Source organism: Stieleria marina (genome assembly GCA_007741555.1).
Classification (GTDB): domain Bacteria; phylum Planctomycetota; class Planctomycetia; order Pirellulales; family Pirellulaceae; genus K23-9.
The window spans coordinates 6,105,449-6,123,111 of sequence record CP036526.1; the positions used below are offsets into that span (position 1 = coordinate 6,105,449).

Annotated in this window: 15 protein-coding genes; 7 read left to right on the top strand and 8 right to left on the bottom strand. The window is 54.1% G+C overall.

The features are described 5' to 3' along the window. Positions 1 to 177: 177 nt before the first annotated feature. Together K239x_RS21690 and K239x_RS21695 are read right to left on the bottom strand one after the other, a co-directional pair. A complete protein-coding gene (locus tag K239x_RS21690; RefSeq protein ID WP_145420470.1) occupies positions 178 to 1,353 on the bottom strand; it encodes a trans-sulfuration enzyme family protein in 1,176 nt (391 codons plus the stop codon). Beyond that, a complete protein-coding gene (locus K239x_RS21695) occupies positions 1,350 to 2,642 on the bottom strand; it encodes a trans-sulfuration enzyme family protein (protein ID WP_145420471.1) in 1,293 nt (430 codons plus the stop codon). Before K239x_RS21695 ends, K239x_RS21690 begins: the two co-directional genes overlap by 4 nt. A gap of 305 nt (positions 2,643 to 2,947) precedes the next feature. Here K239x_RS21695 and K239x_RS21700 point away from each other — a divergent pair, with 305 nt between their 5' ends. After that, positions 2,948 to 4,132 carry a hypothetical protein gene (locus K239x_RS21700; RefSeq protein WP_145420472.1) on the top strand — a complete coding sequence of 395 codons (1,185 nt, stop codon included), beginning with the start codon at positions 2,948 to 2,950 and terminating at the stop codon, positions 4,130 to 4,132. Between the two features lie 102 nt (positions 4,133 to 4,234). On the opposite strand, the gene K239x_RS21705 is transcribed toward K239x_RS21700, so the two are convergent. Continuing rightward, positions 4,235 to 5,341, bottom strand: coding sequence for a glycosyltransferase family 4 protein (locus tag K239x_RS21705; RefSeq protein ID WP_145420473.1), 1,107 nt, complete (start codon positions 5,339 to 5,341; stop codon positions 4,235 to 4,237). 251 nt (positions 5,342 to 5,592) lie between these two features. Here K239x_RS21705 and K239x_RS21710 point away from each other — a divergent pair, with 251 nt between their 5' ends. Then, on the top strand, positions 5,593 to 6,033 hold the full coding sequence (locus K239x_RS21710) for a hypothetical protein (protein ID WP_145420474.1): 441 nt from the start codon (positions 5,593 to 5,595) through the stop codon (positions 6,031 to 6,033). A gap of 421 nt (positions 6,034 to 6,454) precedes the next feature. Further along, positions 6,455 to 8,071 carry a GumC family protein gene (locus K239x_RS21715; RefSeq protein WP_145420475.1) on the top strand — a complete coding sequence of 539 codons (1,617 nt, stop codon included), beginning with the start codon at positions 6,455 to 6,457 and terminating at the stop codon, positions 8,069 to 8,071. Between the two features lie 124 nt (positions 8,072 to 8,195). On the opposite strand, the gene K239x_RS21720 is transcribed toward K239x_RS21715, so the two are convergent. Continuing rightward, positions 8,196 to 9,500: an O-antigen ligase family protein gene (locus K239x_RS21720; protein WP_145420476.1), complete on the bottom strand. Its 1,305-nt coding sequence runs from the start codon at positions 9,498 to 9,500 to the stop codon at positions 8,196 to 8,198. Between the two features lie 502 nt (positions 9,501 to 10,002). Between K239x_RS21720 and K239x_RS21725 the strand changes: the two genes are divergently transcribed. After that, complete coding sequence (locus tag K239x_RS21725) at positions 10,003 to 10,368, top strand: hypothetical protein (protein WP_145420477.1); 366 nt, start codon at positions 10,003 to 10,005, stop codon at positions 10,366 to 10,368. 357 nt (positions 10,369 to 10,725) lie between these two features. On the opposite strand, the gene K239x_RS21730 is transcribed toward K239x_RS21725, so the two are convergent. Continuing rightward, entirely contained in the window at positions 10,726 to 11,160 is a 435-nt protein-coding gene (locus K239x_RS21730) for a DUF1499 domain-containing protein (protein WP_145420478.1), read from the bottom strand. A 101-nt stretch (positions 11,161 to 11,261) separates the two neighbouring features. Here K239x_RS21730 and K239x_RS21735 point away from each other — a divergent pair, with 101 nt between their 5' ends. After that, positions 11,262 to 12,590, top strand: coding sequence for a replication-associated recombination protein A (locus K239x_RS21735; protein ID WP_145420479.1), 1,329 nt, complete (start codon positions 11,262 to 11,264; stop codon positions 12,588 to 12,590). 18 nt (positions 12,591 to 12,608) lie between these two features. Here the strand turns inward: K239x_RS21735 and K239x_RS21740 are convergent, their stop codons facing one another. Further along, positions 12,609 to 13,877, bottom strand: coding sequence for an outer membrane protein assembly factor BamB family protein (locus tag K239x_RS21740; RefSeq protein ID WP_419189257.1), 1,269 nt, complete (start codon positions 13,875 to 13,877; stop codon positions 12,609 to 12,611). Between the two features lie 118 nt (positions 13,878 to 13,995). On the opposite strand from K239x_RS21740, the gene K239x_RS21745 reads away from it, so the two are divergent. Continuing rightward, positions 13,996 to 14,652, top strand: a complete 657-nt coding sequence (locus K239x_RS21745; protein ID WP_145420481.1) for a putative signal transducing protein — start codon at positions 13,996 to 13,998, stop codon at positions 14,650 to 14,652. On the opposite strand, the gene K239x_RS21750 is transcribed toward K239x_RS21745, so the two are convergent. Then, complete coding sequence (locus tag K239x_RS21750) at positions 14,635 to 15,879, bottom strand: class I SAM-dependent methyltransferase (protein ID WP_145420482.1); 1,245 nt, start codon at positions 15,877 to 15,879, stop codon at positions 14,635 to 14,637. The two genes, K239x_RS21745 and K239x_RS21750, sit on opposite strands and share 18 nt — an antisense overlap. A gap of 296 nt (positions 15,880 to 16,175) precedes the next feature. Here K239x_RS21750 and K239x_RS21755 point away from each other — a divergent pair, with 296 nt between their 5' ends. Then, on the top strand, positions 16,176 to 17,003 hold the full coding sequence (locus tag K239x_RS21755; RefSeq protein ID WP_145420483.1) for a DUF6690 family protein: 828 nt from the start codon (positions 16,176 to 16,178) through the stop codon (positions 17,001 to 17,003). Positions 17,004 to 17,026: 23 nt separating this feature from the next. On the opposite strand, the gene K239x_RS21760 is transcribed toward K239x_RS21755, so the two are convergent. Beyond that, positions 17,027 to 17,413, bottom strand: a complete 387-nt coding sequence (locus K239x_RS21760; RefSeq protein ID WP_419189258.1) for a response regulator — start codon at positions 17,411 to 17,413, stop codon at positions 17,027 to 17,029. Positions 17,414 to 17,663: the final 250 nt, after the last annotated feature.

Sequence of the window (17,663 nt, forward strand, 5' to 3'; positions counted from 1 at the left end):
TTTCCAGGGGCTTACGAAAGGAGAATCTCGATTCTAAGCCTTTCGCAAAACCGTTTTCAACGCTCGATCGGCACCATGATCTTGCTGGCGAAACCTTGCCGATTATTCATGGCGCAGATATGCCACTTAAGTGCATTGATTTAATCAAACCCCCGCCGCTAACAAGGGCAGGCGTTGTTACTTGGCCCGCGCCGCGGCGATTGCTTGCTCAAGATCCGCCTGCAAATCTTCGTATGATTCCAGACCGACCGAAAGACGAATCAAGCCGTCGGTTATTCCGAATTTTGCTCGGTCCGCCGCGTCGTAACTGGCATGCGACATCGTTGCTGGTTGCTCGATCAATGATTCGACGGCGCCCAAACTAACCGCCAAGTGAAAGAGACTTGTCGTTTCGCATACCTTGGCGGTTTCTTTGATTCCTGCATCCAACTCGAACGTCACGATCGCGCCGAAACCGCCATTGAGAAGTTCTTTGGCAACAGCATGCTGGGGATGGGTTTCCAAACCTGGGTACAAAACACTTTTGACTTGCGGATGTTGCTGCAACCAAACCGCCAACTTTAGTGACGTCGCCGACTGCTCACGCACTCGCAGGTCCAACGTTTTCAAACCACGTGACACCAAGAAACAGCTCAACGGATCCAACACCGCCCCGGTCGCGTTTTGAATGTAATACAGTTCGTCAAACAAAATTTGGTCAGCCACGGAGAGAGTTCCGCCCAGACAATCGCTGTGCCCCCCCAGATACTTCGTCGCCGAATGCATCACGATGTCGATCCCGCATTCCAGCGGACGAATCAACGAGGGAGTACCGAATGTATTGTCGACTCCGATTCGCACGCCGCGTGATTTGGCAATTTTGGCCAGCGATGGCAAGTCGGGAATCGACAACCGTGGATTGCCAATCGTTTCGGCCCAGATCAATTTTGTGTTGGGCTGAATCGCTGCTTCGACCGCACCGGTGTCAGTCATATCGACCAGAGTGACATCGATACCGCTGCGGCTGCAAATTTTGTGCAGCAAACGATACGCGCCTCCGTAAAGATCGCAGCCCGCTAGCACATGGTCACCGGTGCTGAGCATCATCGTGACGCCGTGAATTGCAGCCATACCCGACGAAAACGCGAGTGAACCGCATCCGCCTTCGAGCGATGTCAACGTTGACTGCAAATTGCTGCGTGTTGGATTGCCACTGCGCGAGTAGTCAAAATCCCCCCACTCGCCCGCGCCAGGCTGGCGAAAGGTGCTGGCCAAGTGAATCGGCGGCACCACCGCACCCGTTTGCGGATCGACTTCATTGCCGACATGGATCGCACGGGTGCGAAACGAATGCTTCGATCGGGAATGACTCATGTCGCTAGAGCTTGCTTCAGATCGGCAATCAAATCTTCTGCGTTTTCGATGCCGCAGGCCATTCGAATCATATTGTCGGCGATACCGAACTGCTCGCGTTCGGCAGGCGTGCAGTGGTAGTAACTCATCACGAGCGGCTGTTCGATCAACGATTCAACGCCGCCCAAACTAGGAGCAATACGAGGAATTTGGGCCGCATCGACGACTTGAGCGGTCTGTTTCCAATCAGCATCCTTGATTGTAAAAGTGATCAATCCGCCGAAACCACGCATCTGCGACGCAGCAATTTCGTGCGAAGGATGCGATTTCAAACCGGGATAGTAAACTTTTTCGACACGCGGATGGGCGTCCAAAAACTCGGCGATGCGTTGACCATTTTCGTTGTGTCGCTGCATGCGAAGCTCGAACGTTTTCAAACCACGTTCAAGCAGATAAAGATTGTGTGACGAATTTACGCTGCCCAGAATGCCTCGGAGTGCTCGCACTGATTCCAGCTGCTCTTTGCGTCCGCAAATCACGCCGGCCATCAAATCATTGTGACCACCCAGGTATTTGGTCGCCGAATGGAGCACGTAATCGACGCCAAAATCGACGGGGCGAATGTTGTACGGCGTCGCCAGCGTTGCATCGATCAACGTTTCGACTTCATTGGCTTTGCCCACCGCGGCGAAACGCTCCAAATCGACAGCTGTCAAATGCGGGTTTGTGGGTGATTCGCTAACCAGCATTTTCGTGTTGCGATTGATCGCTGCTTCCATCGCATCAAAGTCGCCAGTCTTGACTTGGCGAGTCACCACCCCAAAACGCGACAAGTGCTTGGTGCAAAACTCGCGACTTCGGTGGTAACACTGGTCGAAGAAAACAATCTCGTCGCCCGAGCTCAGCTTGCTCATCAACAGACCGACGATAGCCGCCATTCCGCTGCTGTACAAAATCGCTTGCTCAGCGCCCTCGAGGGCTGCCAATTTTGCTTCGACGCTTTTTTCGTTTGGCGTTCCGTAGCGACCGTACTCTTCACGCTGCTCGTTTCCATTGACGAACCGCATCAATGATTCGGTCGAATCAAACGTGTAAGTCGATGCCGTGAAGATCGGTGCGGTGATCGATCCTTCACTCTTTTGACGTCGCTCACCCGAATGGACACAACGTGTCGACAGACCGGCTTCGGGTTGAAGCTCAGTCAGCGGTGGCGAAGGCACGACTTGCGAGCCATCTGCCGCCGAAGAATTGGTTTCGGAGCTGTTTGGAGACGATTGCGAACCAGAGTTCGCATCAGATTCGATAGACATGTCTGTTTGCATGGCTCTTTAGCAGTAAGGCTGCAAGTGGCCGTAAATCCCAGTAAAAACGCGTCAGCGAGATGCACTTCGCTTGCGTCACGCCCTCACAATAGCCGCGAAGGTCCAAATCGACAAGCGTTTTCGGCCTTTCAATTCGCATAGAATCCGCCGAAGATACGCACAAGCGGAATGATTCGCCTATTTTCACGCCGGACACTTTCACGTGAAGGCAACCACGAGCGACCAACGCTGACCATCATCCCTCCTATCTGAAGGCCCTAGGCTTGAGACCGCCCCAAAAGTTTTCGACCGCGATGAGTACTGCGAGCGTACTTGCCATCTGGCTGTTGGGATCGTCAATCGCAATGGCTCAGCCGGTTCCCAAAGCCCCCGCAAAGCCATCCGGTTTGACGCAGGAGCAAACCAGGCAAGCACATCAGTACATCGAGATGCTGAGCGCAAAAGAGTTTGCAGTCCGCGAACGAGGTGCGGAGGGCCTGGTCCTGATCGGTGAAGTCGTCGTGCCGCTTTTGCGAGAGCACGTCAATCAATCCAGCAATGCCGAAGCAAAGCTGCGGGCCCAGGGATTGATCAAACAGATGAACGACGGCGATTTGCAAACTAGAATCGAAGCGTTCACGCGTGGCGAAGAAGTTGGATTCGAAGGTTGGCCGATTTTCCGAATCATCTTTGGTGAATCGGGCAAAGCTCGTGATCTGTTTGTGGACTTGATAAGACATTATCCGGAACTCGTGGAATCGTTTCACGGAACGTCGCGTGATCTTGCCAAAGCGATGGAGACGGTCGTCAACTCGCTCGCACTGCGGCAACGCAAACTGCCGGTTCGTTACACGGTCGCCGACGCGGTCGCATTGCTGCTACCGGTCGGTGAAGAAGCCGTTCCAATCACGGCGGCCTATGAACGCAACATGATGCGGATACTGAGAATGGCCCCGGCCAGTCAGACAGCCAGAGATCCGGTGCTGGGTCGAGGCTACCAAGACTTACTCAACGCCTGGATCCGGCGCAGCACGCTGGACAATCGGGAAATGGTGATCGACTTCGCACTGCAGAATGAACTGACCGCCGCCTACCGACTGGCCATCAAAACACTCAGCCAATCCGACGAACCGCGAACACAAGCCATTGCCTTGCAAGCGATTGCTCGCTTTGGACGAATCGCTGATGTCAGGTTTGCCGAACCGTTTCTGGACGACAGTCGTGAATTGCAAGTTTTACTGCACAGCCCCGGCAAACTGTCTCGCGTGCGGATGCGAGACGTCGCGATGGCAACCATTGCCAAACTGCATAAATTGCCGCTCACAGAACTAGGATTCCCAAGTTCAGCTAAACATCCCAAATACGGGTTTATCTATGAGGACCTGGTTTTCACCGAAGAAGGTGACGACAAGGCACCGATCGAAAAACAGCGTGGTGCCGCGATGACAAAGATCAAGCAGCTGGTCGAACAGGGAAAGCGAACGGGGCAGATCGAATAAGAATCTTGCTGGAGTAGGCGGAACAAGCCCCACTGATTGATCGGCTAAATGACCGGCGATGCTCACGATAGGTCGCCAGCGATTGTTGTACGGCTGCGACTATCAATCGCCAGAGTCAACCGAACTGGCTGCTTCGCTGAGCACGCGTTCGTAGCTGTCGACCATCTTGTCCCAGCTGAAACGTTCCAACACGCTTTTGGCCCCCGCTGCGATACGATTTCTTAACTGACAATCTTCGATCAGTCGCAACAATCCTTGGGCAAGTTCACCACGGTCATTCGGGATCAACAATGCATTGGATTCGTTTTCGACAATGGCTCGGGGACCGCTTTCGCAGTCCATCGCGATGCTCGGCACGCCCATCGCCATCGCTTCCAGCAATGCCGACGGAAACCCTTCGTAACGACTCGGTAGCGCAAACAAAGTCGCATCAGCAAGCTCACCCCAAATGGGCTTGATCCATCCGGGCATCGTCACGCGGTCATCCAACCCCAGCGCGTCGGCTTGGGACTGCAACTGTTTTCGCAAAGACCCATCGCCGACAATTCGCAGACTCCACTGACTGTGCTGCTGGCTGACGGTCGAAAAGGCATCCAACAAACGATCGAATCCTTTTTCGTATTCCAATCGTCCTACAGCTAAGATCCGTCGATTCGATTCTGCCGCAGCGCGATCTGATTCGATGGGTGGCTGTTCAACCGCCGAAGCGATCACATCGATCGGGCAGGAGCAGATTGGACGCAAGTGGTCGGCAGCAGAGCGAGTCAATGCAACGACACGATCGGCGCGACGGTAGACGCTCTTGCGCCTGTACTCCCACCAGCGTCCCAGATTTTGCTGACTCGGATCGCTACGTTCGCTGATGACGATCGGGAGCGAGTGATTTCGCAAACCCGAAAGCACATCGATGTTGGTGCGATCACAAAACGAAAGCACCACGTCAGGCTTTTGATCTAACAGCGAATCGCGAATCATGGCGACACGCCGCCGGCTGTTAAAAAACCGATCCAGCTGGGAGCGACTGACACGCATCAAATCCAGCGGGACACGACGGACAGCGCTGGACAATTCGTGCCGATTTTTGACACCGTTGTCCAACGTGACCAACACCACTTCGTGACCGCGATCGCACAGACGCGACGCCAAGCCAGCCATCACGCGTTCGGCGCCACCTCCGTCTAGTGAATGAATGATGCAGGCGATTTTCACGTCGGTACCGTTGGCTCGATCGAAATGGCTGGTGAAGTGGGAACGCGGATGGGGTCAAAACGAAAACGCAGCTTGGTCGGCTTTTTTCAAAAACAACGATTCTGACGATTGAAACGGCTGGACTGTCGAATTAGTCTGCAATGCAGGCTCGGGGGGGTGACCAATCGGACGTGGTGCATCGGTCTTGAACACCGGATTGCGCCCACCGCTGAATTTTTGCAACTCCACCTGTCTCTTTAGTCTTGAGGTCTATGATGAAACGGTTTGCCGCCACCATCGTCTTGGCACTTGTTGCCGCAGTTTTTAGTTCGGACACCGCCTCGGCTCAGCAGCCCTGTGGCTTTGGCGGATTTCAGCCGTTCGGATTCTACCAGCCTTACGGAGCACGGTATGGCTCGTCGCTAGCGACTCCGCCGTACTTCGCGCTAAACCCACCTGTCTACTACGGAGCACGATTCGCGCGACCGTATGGAATGAGCCCCTTCGCTTCGCCCCCAATCGTCACCGCCCCAGCAGGATACCAAGGACGACTGCGTACGAATTTCCAGCAAACATCACTGCAGCACAGTGCTCGCGTTTCGCACTCGAATCCATACGTGTCAAAGAGTGCCCAATTTGCCTCGGCCGTCGTCAGAAAAGGCGACATCCAGTCCAACCCTTTCGCGTCGGACGCCCAATTGGCTCAAAAATAGTCGGCCACGTCGACACCCCAAAAGCCGCGAAAACTCTATCGTTTGATCACAAGCGATAGAGTTTTTTTCTCGGCAGCAACCAGCACTCAACTTGGGACAAAACGGTCACCCAGTGGGGGCAGTTTTTTGGTAAGACGAAATGATTGGCCGCGTTTCGTTGATGATCACCGCTACCACGTGGCCCAAGTCCCTAACCGTTAAAAGCTAGTAGCCGAAAAGATGTTCTGGGTTTCGGCCCCATTGAATTGCTTCTTTTCCACGCCCACATGGCTATGCTAAAGAACGCCAAACCACGCACTGCCACTACCTGACGGTGACGGTGAACGGCACCCAATTGGTCACGTCCGCGATCGTTCGGCATTGCACGAATCCGAAGCGGTCTCGATCCAGGAAAACCCAAGTTTCGATTGCGACAACTGACATGTCTTCTTCCGATCATACCCCATTAACGCTCACCGAAATTATCGCCGGCGGTTGGCGACAAAAGTGGTTTGCTATTCCATTGTTTCTTGTACTCGCCGTGGCCTGCATAGCAGTGCTGTGGCTGATGCCCAATCGCTACACATCCGAAGCTCAGCTCTTGGTGCGACTGGGCCCCAACGCAGTGTCGATGGATCCCACCACCGAACTGAGTCGCACGGTTTCGCTGCAAGAGAGCCGACTTCACCAAGTCAATTCGGTCATGGAATTGATCAACTCGCGAGAGATGATCCAGCGAGTCGCCAAACGGATTGGTACCGATCGCATTTTGCAACCAATCGGCTTCCTCGAAAAAACTCAACACTGGCTGACGAACTTGGCCCCCAATCGTTCCATCCAAGCCGAAGGTGGGTATTCAGCAGCCGAAGTCGCTGAGCTAATCGAACTAGGCAAAGCCTGCAAAAAACTGGAGCGTGACCTCGTCGCCGATGTCGGCAAAAAAGCTTATACGATCGATGTTCGGTACGTCAGCAATTCTCCTTACTTGGCTCACGACATTGTCGAAGCAATGCTGGAGGAATATCCCCGCTATCACGCCAACGCACATGGTTCGACTGGTTCGCTTGATTTCTTCAAGCAAGAACTCAAATCAACGCTTGATTCAGCGACCGACGCGCAAGGCGAACTGCGTGACTTAAAACTCAAAATGGGAATCGTGGATCTCGATTCGGAAAAGCTGGCGTTGCAAGAAAAACTGAGCCAGCTGGAACGAGCCACCAACGACACAGATAGCAAGTTGGCCGAAGTCGACGCGGAAATGTCGAGCTTGAAAACCGAAATCGCTTCCCTACCCGAACGCATCGTTGCCGAAGAAACGACCGGGATCTTCAAGCGATCAGGCGACTTGGTGCGTCAAGGTTTGTACGAATTGGAGTTAAAGGAGAAGGAGCTCTCGACCAATTTCAATCCGGATCACCCCAAGATGCTGTCGATTCGCGAACAACTGCAGCAAGCTCGATTGATTGCGAATTCGGAAATCGGGCAATCACCTCAAGTCAGAAACGTCGCCAATCCGCTTCGTCAGCAACTGGACCTGCTGCATCGACAGGCGATCGCCAAACGTGCGGGACTACAGGCAAAACAAAAACAGCTGGCTCTTCAACTGGCGTCAGCCAGGGCAGAACTGGTTGATTTGAATGTCTTGGGCGCCGATCTCACCCGGCTCAACTGGGATGCGGAGGTCGCCGAAAACACTTATCTGGACACGGCCAAGCGGCTCGCAAACGCGCGTCAAATCGCTGACTTAGAATCGTTTGAATTGAGCGACGTTACCATTGCTCAACCAGCAACACTGCAATTAACCAAAACGGGCCCACTGCGGTTTTATATCGGACTGGTAGGCTTCTGTATTGTCGGCTGCCTCACGTTCTTTGCCGCCGCACTCCGCGACAAAAATTTGGTCAGCAGCCCGACGCCGATTAAGAAAAGGCGTCCTATCGAAGTATGGACAGGACCGGCACCGACCGCCCAAACTGACCATGCATCGATTGCGTCAGCTGGCAGACAAATTGCCGACCAGACTTCGTTGCATCCCGAGCTGGCAAAACCGTCTTCCTAGTTCGATGTGATTGAGCTAGATGGAGCCAGCTAACTAGAGCGAGCCAGCCAAACTGTGTGATTCGACCTGAGTCGTACTTCGACAAGCGTGCGCAACACAGCCGAGGTTCGCTCGCACAAGCAATCTATCGAGGTTGCCGCGGGCGATCGTAGTCGTGGTCTTCTTCCAGCGGCAAATCGTCGTCTTCGTCGCTGTCGACAATTGTGTCCTGGGCATTTTCGTGTCGCCTCAGCGGGCACAGACAGCAAACAAAGAACGATAGAGTGGCTGGACCGGGGAACGTTTCCAACACAGTGTCTTCAAAGAGACCACTAATCAAAACAAAGATTGCCAACGCACTGATCGGCCGGAATTCGCCAGCAAACGCAACGTTTACTAACCACAGTGCAAGGCAGATCATCAACGCTCCCGCAACCACGCCCGCGACCATCGCAGCGTGCAAAAACATGTTGTGCGTGGACTGTGAAAAATCCAACATCAGTGCCTGCGCCGCTCCAAATCCATAGCCGGTGATTGGCTTTTCGCTGATCAGCCGAATTGCTTCGGCCCAAATCGCGACGCGACCAGTTCCGGTTGTTAGCTCGGTCGAATCACCCGTCTTGGAGACCGAACCGGCAAGCTTGGCAATCGTGTCTCCTTCATTGCCCGATGCGATGAGCAGAAACAGTGCCAGCAAGCCCACGAAACCGCCAAGCATCATCCATTGAATTCCCGCTCGCGTTTTCAGGCGATCCATAAAGAGAGCAGCCAATGCGATTCCGGTACCACCGATCACTGTTCGGCTAATCGTAAACGCGATCGTGACGGAAAAAGCGAGGACCAGCCAGAACGCGATCGGAGTCGAGATGCGGCGGTCGCGCCAAAGGGCCGCGGAAGCCAACAGCCCGATCGCTGCCGTACGACCGACCGAGTTTGGGTGCGCATGGCCGCCCAGACGCTCGACCGTAACACTGCCCAGAAACTCTTTGAAAACCCCAAATTCAGGCATCAAGAAGTAAAGAATCCATGCAAAACCACACGCGGCTAAAGTGCCAAGCACGATCGCATAGAAGAACGTTTTCTCTTTGAGGTACGCCAAACAAGTCGCAATGAACGCGACGTAAGAAAGATTGATCAGCGTCGCCGGCAATGCCGACGGCGAAAAGCCACTGAGTGCTGATGGAAATGCCAAGAGCAAGATCAGGATCAGGATGCAAGCCGGAATCGACAGAAGCACACGACGCACACCCGTTGTCGTTAGTACGCCCCACAAACCCAGCATCGCGCTGAACGCTGAAACGGCCAATTTCAGGGCCACCTGCCAATCTAGCCCCACCTCCATCAATTCGCCCTCTTTGGACATATTCAACGGGCAGATGAAGACGCTCAAAACGATCGCAAAGAACAGCATCGGACCCAGGAACGAACCCTTGTCAGAATCTGCATCCAAGTCGGCGGTGGTATCAACCGTAGCGATGGTCGGTTTCCTGTAAGCGAAGCACAAAACTGAAAGTGATGATTCGGGCTGCCAGCCAATGAGGCAAAGTCGGCTGCGTTTCAGTTGTCTAACGAAGATAATAACGCGGCGTTGATCTACCAAGCTTCGATTGGCAATTCGGAGCGGCAACTAGCCAATTCGCAATCCAATCAACCGGAATGACCGTCACATCCCACCACGGCCTGATTCGACGAACAAGCGATCCATCGACTGGGCCTCCCTTGGCATCGGTCGCTGGAAGGATCCATCTGCAATGGCCGCCTTTTTATCGCTTTGACAATCTGTCCGCCTCAAACGCCGCAAGGCAATCTTCGTTTAGGGGGAGCGATAAAGTTTCGCGTTTTCCAGTAACAAACCTCGGTTTTCTTCGCTTCGTTTTACGTCGAAACCTGCCTGGTAAATGGTGGTTTCAACAGTAAAGGACCGTTCGTTTCACTTCACAAAGGATCATGCCATGAACTCAGACCCCGAAAACAAAATCACGTGTGCGTGTCCTTCTGGTCACAAAGTCCGTGGAGAAGCTTCGTTGTGCGGCGAAAAAGTCATCTGCCCCCGCTGTAAACGCGTATTTGTGTTTGGCCACCGCGACGACCAACCGTCTCGCGTGAGCGACACAGGCGTGATGCGGATTTTGGGTGACATGCCAGCCCCGCTTCCGCCGGCAGGCGCTGATGATTCGCCGGAGACAAAACCATGCGGACGTTGCAATATCGCGATCGATGCTTCGGCGTCGGTATGCAAACACTGCAATTCGTACGTCGGCGTGATGCCACGCTTTATGCGGTCACTGAACCAAGCACCAACGCTGCATCAGAACTGATGCGTCACGACAAGAAAGAAGTTTCGGCGACCATCCTCGCAGAGGGAACAGCACCGTCTGCGAGGACAGTCCGATGAAGCAGTTACCGTGCTTTCACGCTCGGAGCAAATTTGCAATTGCTCTCTCACAGCGACGCGGTCAACAGCGGGCCGAGGTCGATGGCCCGCCGATGATAAAAGCGACTGCTGCATTACGAGCGGCACACCGATCATTCACCGAAAAGTAGCGTTTGAGGGTTCTCATTCACCACGAAGCTTTTGATCGGCATCTAAATGCGAATTCGTGATCTCTGTACAGAGAATCAACGTCAGAATTCAGGGAATACTCCGGCGTGGAATAGCTGCTATTTGCCAGCAATCACTTCCACGCTTGGGACAACTCCGTCAAATTGCGGGGATTCTGTCCAAGGTCGCCTTTGCCGATCCGCGATTCGCTGACGGTTTCGATCACCACTCCCGCATCAAGCTGGCGGATTGTGACGTGGATATCGTCGGTGAACTTGAACAAAGCGGTTGAGCGAATCAGATGCATCTGGGTCTCCGACGGCGACGGCATATCCTTAGATTCCACGGTCCACCGACTTTGTCCGGCGACCCAATTGGCAATCCGCTCGGCCGTTTCTGCAACCGACCCTTCCTGAAGTTCGAAGGTCTGCTCCGCGCGATTTTCCGTCCAGTCACGGCTCCAGTCGTCGACTCGCCAACAGACGGCCCCGACGGCGATGGCCACAACGACCAGCACGGAAACTCCCAACATTTTTGGCCAGTTCTTTGATTTTGGGAATTCGCTCATTGTTTTGTAAAATCGCTGTACTCGGAAGACTCGTCACTGTATCGATCTGCTGCTAGATTCGCCACTGTCCGCCAACGCTCCTTGTCTACAAAGCAACTTTCATGAGCCCCACCCCGTCATTGTTTGAAGCCGCAGACGATGACTGCTTGGACAAAGCTCAGCCGCTTGCCGCCAGGATGCGACCGCGTCAGCTGAGTGAATACATCGGACAGCAACAGATTCTCGGCCCCGGGAAATTGCTCCGACGAATGATTGATTCGGGACGTTTGGGCAGCGTGATTTTATTTGGCCCACCGGGAACCGGAAAAACCACTCTCGCTCATTTGCTGGCCACTGAAACGGGTAGCCAACTGCGTTCGCTGTCGGCAGTATCCAGCGGGGTCAAGGATGTTCGCGAAGTTCTAACTTGGGCCAAGGACCTTGTTGCCGCGGGCGAACCACGACCGGCATTGTTTATTGACGAAATCCATCGGTTCAGCAAAAGCCAACAAGACGCGTTGCTGCCCGATGTCGAATCCGGCATCGTGTCGCTGATCGGTGCCACGACTAGTAATCCGTACTTTGCCGTCAACGGAGCGTTGCTTAGTCGAAGCCAACTTTTTCAGCTTCAAACACTCTCGCAAGAAGAAGTTCGTGCGTTGCTGGACCGAGCTCTCGTTGATAGACAACGCGGACTGGGTGACACCAACGTCACAGTCGACGACGACGCACTGGACTACCTGGCCGACGCCTGCGAAGGAGACGCCAGGCGTGCTCTTTCGGCACTTGAAATTGCGGTCCGCAGCTCAGGCGATGCAGCCAAAGTTGACAAACAGGCGGCGTTTGAATCAATGGGCAATCGGATGGCTGGATACGACGCCACGGGCGACGATCACTACGATTTGGCCAGCGCATTGATCAAGAGTATTCGTGGCAGCGACGCTGATGCGGCAATCTATTGGCTAGCGCGAATGCTGGAAGGCGGCGAGGACATTCGGTTTCTTTGCCGGCGGCTCGTGATCCTGGCTAGTGAAGACATTGGCAACGCTGACCCACAAGCTCTGACGCTAGCGGTATCCGCCATGCAAGCCTGTGAGTTTGTCGGATTGCCCGAAAGCCAATTGACTCTCAGCCAAACCGTTGCGTACTTGTCACTTGCTCCCAAAAGCAACGCAGCGACGAAAGCCATCGGCGCCGCTCGAACCGATGTTCGGGAGCAACAGATTGTTCCCGTCCCCGTGCATCTTCGCGACGGACACTACAGCGGAGCCAAAGACCTGGGCCACGGTGAAGACTACCAGTACAGCCACAACGACGAAGACGGCGTCGCTACTCAAGACTACCTCGGCGTCGACCGGACTTACTACGAACCTGTCGACCGCGGATACGAACAAGAACTAGCAAAACGAAAGGCAAACATCGAGCGAAAGCTAAAGGGAAAGACTGAATAGTTGATGTGAACCAGCGATCTACTGGACGCCCAAGCAGTAGAGGTACTCATTTCGTTTGCCGTCTTCTTGAAGTGCGACGCGTGCAAAGATTTTTCCGCCGCAAATCGTTGGCGTCGCGAACACGTTGTCGCCTAGCTTGTTCTTGGCAATGGATTCGTACTTCTCGGGATTCACCGCAAACACAAAGGTTTCACCGTCCTCGTTGGTCGCATAGATGTTATCACCGACCATCACTGGCGAACTACTAAACGTTCCCCCGAGCCTTGCCTTCCACTGTTCCGAACCGTCGCTCATGTCCAAACAGGTTGCGACGCCTGCATCCAAAACCGCATACAAAAAACCGTCGCGATACAGTAGCGATGGCACATACGCGCGGGTGTTGTTTTCCCAAACCACTTCCCCCGTTCCGTCGGCAGCCACGGCAGCGATGTGATTCTTTGGATAGCCACCACTCGTGACGACGACTTTGCCGTCGGTTACGGTCGACGTGACGCATTCGGTCGTTGCACCTTCAATCTCCCAATTCACTTTTCCGGTGGCCGGATCCAAACTGGTCACCAGCTCACAGCCAGTCATGATCAGCTGTTCTTTTCCCGCCGCACGTAGAATGATCGGCGATGAATAATTTGGTTTCTTGGGACGCTCATGCTGCCATCGAACCTGACCTGTAGCACGCTCCAGGCCAACGACTTTTCCACCACCCTTGTTATCTGCCGACACGATGACCAAATCTTCAAAGATCGCCGGCGATGAACCGTAGCCTTGGTGGACGATGTAGTCGCAGATCTTCTGCTGCCAGAGAATTTCGCCCTGCAGGGACAACGCCGTCGTCCACACAGCTTGGCCGTTTAGAAAATTGACATACAGCCGCTCAGAATCCGTCGCGATCGTGGTCGATGCCAGCGAAGCTTTCTTGTTTTGCTTTTTGTTGCCCTGCGTTTTTAAACCGCCCGTATGAACGGCGGTCCGGAAAAGCTCTTTGCCGTATCGCTTGTCAAATGCGAGCACGAATTGCGCGTCTTGATCGACATCAGCAGCGGTCAGGAACACTTGGTCGCCAAGTACGGTAGCACTACCGTGCCCACGCCCTGGGATCGGCATCCGCCAAATCACGTTCTCACTAGAGGACCAATGAAGCGGAGGCTTTTGGTCGGCAGCGGCTTGTCCGTCCCGCGACAAGCCTCGCCACCACGGAGCATCGGCTTGGGCGACTTGAGGGCGTTTTGAAGATTGACTGACTGACGACTCGTCAGCCATCGTTTGGCAGTTTCCGAAAAAAGCAAGCATCAAGCCAAGCAGGATGGAATGACTCAAAATTTTTGTTCTGGGCATCATATCGTTTCGACTTTCGTATTCTGTCAAAGAGGGAGTCCCGATTAGTATAGAGCATCGGCTCGGAAGGGTGATGAAAGCGACAGTGGCTGAAGCTTTCCAACTCCGTGCCAACAACCGAGGAAAGAAAACGATCAAAATGCTGACTGCCACCAAAACACTTCAGGTTTTCTCCAATCCGCAGGCCGCCGAAATCATCCGAACTCGGCTTGATGCAGCGGGCATTTTGTCTGTCATCAACGGAGCCGAAGTAGCATCAATGTTCGGCAACATGGGTCCTGCGTTTGCAGCGGTTCGCTTAGAAGTTGCCCCGGAAGATTTCCAACGTGCGACTGAGATACTTGAAGAAGACTACCGCCTACGCAACGAACTATCGAACTGGTGCTGTGTTCGGTGTGACGAAAACAACGACGCCAGCTTCGATCTGTGTTGGAATTGTTCCAAGAAACGCGAGGGATTGGACAGCGTCTCGATCGCCGGCTCGCGTGATCCAAACGAGCAAACCGAAGAACCAATCACGGCCCCCAGTGATGCGCAGGGACAGCACCTCAGTACCACCGACAATCCCTATGCACCAACTTGGGTTGACACTAGAAACGGCTCCCCGAATGCCGGTGATTCAGATTCAATGCGAAAGTGGCATTGGAACTGGTCTGCGACCGCGGCCATGATGCTAGTCGCCATCATCCTTCTTTCAACGCTGGCGATCGCGTTACTTCGGTTTGCATGATGCACCGACGGTCATCGCAGCGTAGTGGCGTTTGCCGTTGCGTCCCAGCCAAAGCGAACACGGTTGATCGCCACTCTGACGGAGCTTCTTTTCCATTTGGTTGGGATCGAAACTGACGCCGCGAGTCTTGATCCGCTTGGGGTAAAGATCCCTGGCTCGCAACTCCTTTCGAAGCTTGCGATCGTCGCAGGAACCTTGCCAAACGACCCTCTCGCAAATCGCAAATCGCTCAATAGCATTCGCGTCGTCGACACCTACACCATCGCATTTTGCTTGCCCCGTCAGAAAGCCTTCGGGGCCACCAAGAGCACTCAAGCCGAACTCGGCTGCGAACGCTTCCGTCAGACCGGCGCTGCGAATGGCCGCGTCAGGATCAACCATCCAATCTACTGGTTCTTTGACAGACACAATCGGATCGACGTTACGCAGCGGTAATTTCGGACAAAAAACAGACGATGCACCGTCGCGACGAACCACAACCGCAGACACATCACTAAGCGAATCGGTCGCCATCGCACGTGACCTAAAAACTGCGACGGTTTCACCAAAGAGCAGACATTGTTCACGGACCGTGCCGGCAAGCGAAATCCAGACGCGGTGCACATCGTCTCGCTGGACCGGCATCGCTTCGGCTGCAGGAGCAAGCTTCACTGCACCGCCACGCACTCTACCAACCAGTTTCGCGACATCATTCCAAGCGGGCGAATACTGATTGGGATCAACACTGCGGCGGTCATCCGCGCGCCGATCAGGGTCCACATGAATCAACGATTCGCCCGGAATCGACTGCTCCAGCACATCACCGTTTATAACGACCGCACCGCCACCGACATGATTGCGCAGATTCTCCTTGACCATCAGACAAACAGCGTCGCTGGCATCGACAGCGACAACGGAGTGATCTTTTGCCAAGTGAACAGCATCCCCACCGATTCCACAGCACAAATCATAAACATCGCCAGCGCCAAACCAACTTGCCTTCAGGCGTGCGACTTGCCAGGGAGTTGCTTGCTGAAGCGACTTGTCAGTGATCCACCACCGCCCCTCTCCCAGCTTTGCGATTGCCTTTGATTGCAGCATGGCAGACGAAAGCACTAGCGATGCCAAATCGACGCCAAGCTCTTCATTGATGTGCCGTGTCTGGGCAACACTGATGTCTTGCGACGCAAGTGACGTGATGATTTCTTCGCAACGAAGACGCGACGTTTCGTTTAATGGATCAGGCAAACGCGAAGGTACCCGTGGTAAGAATTTCGATTGAGGCAGAAACGACACGCAACGACAAAGTTGCTTTGACAACGTCGCACCTATTGTGCGGAACCTACCGGTCCTAGCAACCGCACAGCTTTTAACTGCCAAAAGGATGTTAGCTTCAGAAACGGTCTTATCCACCGATGGGTTTGGATGCGAAATCCTGTTGCGATTCTTTGCTTGCGTCGATAATTGATCATGAAGCGGTCTCAAGTCCCCCGCCCCTTGAGTTCGTAAAACAGATCGCGTTCCTCCCCGCAATCGATATCCAAATGTTGACACCCATCCGACTTATCTTCTTGCTTGGCGTCGCCGCAGTTACTCCGTACATCGCGTCGGAAACAGACTTTGGTCGCTCCTTGGTGACCAAAGCAACCAACTTGGTGCGCAGTGAAAGTCGGCCCGACCAGGGCCCGGACCAAGCCTATGGCGGATACTCCACGACGGGATGGAATTCATCAAATCCGGTCGACGCGACCTATGCGAACCACTCGCACTACGAAGTCGAAAAACTGCGACTCAGCCAACCAGAGCGGTTTTCGTACGACGAACAACTCGTTCGCAAACTGGGCGGCATTCCAGAGAACGCGCCGATGCCATCACTGGTTGGAAGCCGCGTCGATGATCTTCGCAAGGTACTACGGTTCGATGCGACTCCGGAAAAAGTCATCGCACACTTTTCACGTGTCAGCACTGTTCTGGCCGACATGAGTTTGCAAGGACTGCGAGTCCCCGTCGTGACCGGTACCGAGGCAACGGATTTGGCGGGAACGATGACGTACTACTTTGATCGATCCGGTAAAACGCAAAGGATCTCACTTCACGGGTTCACTGGCAATCCGCAAAAATTGGTTTCGACGCTAACCCAACATTATGAACTGCAACATGCACCGGCGATCGAAGCTGGCGTCTACATGAAGCGTTGGAACGGACAGCCAGTCAACTTTCTGCGGATCACCCATGCTCCCGTCGTACGCACCGAAGACGTGCATCAAAAATACACTTTGTTTCTGGAACTGAACCACCCGAACTTGGCCTACGGCATCAGCAACGAAGCTCGCCGTATTGTGGCTGCGGACCGCGCGACTGGTCGCTGGTAAGCCGCCCATAGACCGCCCGCAAATCACACCGTGGGATTCCAACCCCATGCGTCGCGAAGCGCGTCGGCGATGACTTGTGAAATCTCCATCAGCTTCACGGGCTTGCTCAGCACGCTGTACGCATTCAGATTCATCGCGGCTTGGCGAAGCGAATCATCCAACTGAGCCGTCAGCAGCACGCAAGGCAGATGCGGCGAACTGGTGTGAACGTGCTGCATGACGTCCAGTCCCGTTGCACGCGGCATCTGGTAGTCCACCAAAGCCAAGTGGATCTCGCCTTGCCTGAGCACTTCAATCGCTTCTTCGCCGTCGCATGCCTGTTGAACATCAAACCCACGACGCTGCAGGCCTTCGCACAACACGTTGCGAAAAGCATTGTCATCGTCGGTGATCAACAAACGCGGTGTCACGATCGGGACCGAAAAATAGGTAAGAAGCAAGACGGCCTGTCAGGCTCAAAAGCCCTGCCAACGCGGCAGAGCCTAAACGACTATGATAGTCATTGCAATTTCGGTGCCGCAATTCTTTGTGGCAGCTGCTTTTGCGCGGTGCGATTTTCAAATGACGATCAGTGCCATGACTTTTCACGACGTTTTTCTCTCAACAGTCCCCAGACGCCCCTTTTCGATGGTAACCACTGCGGCGACGCAACGGGTTACT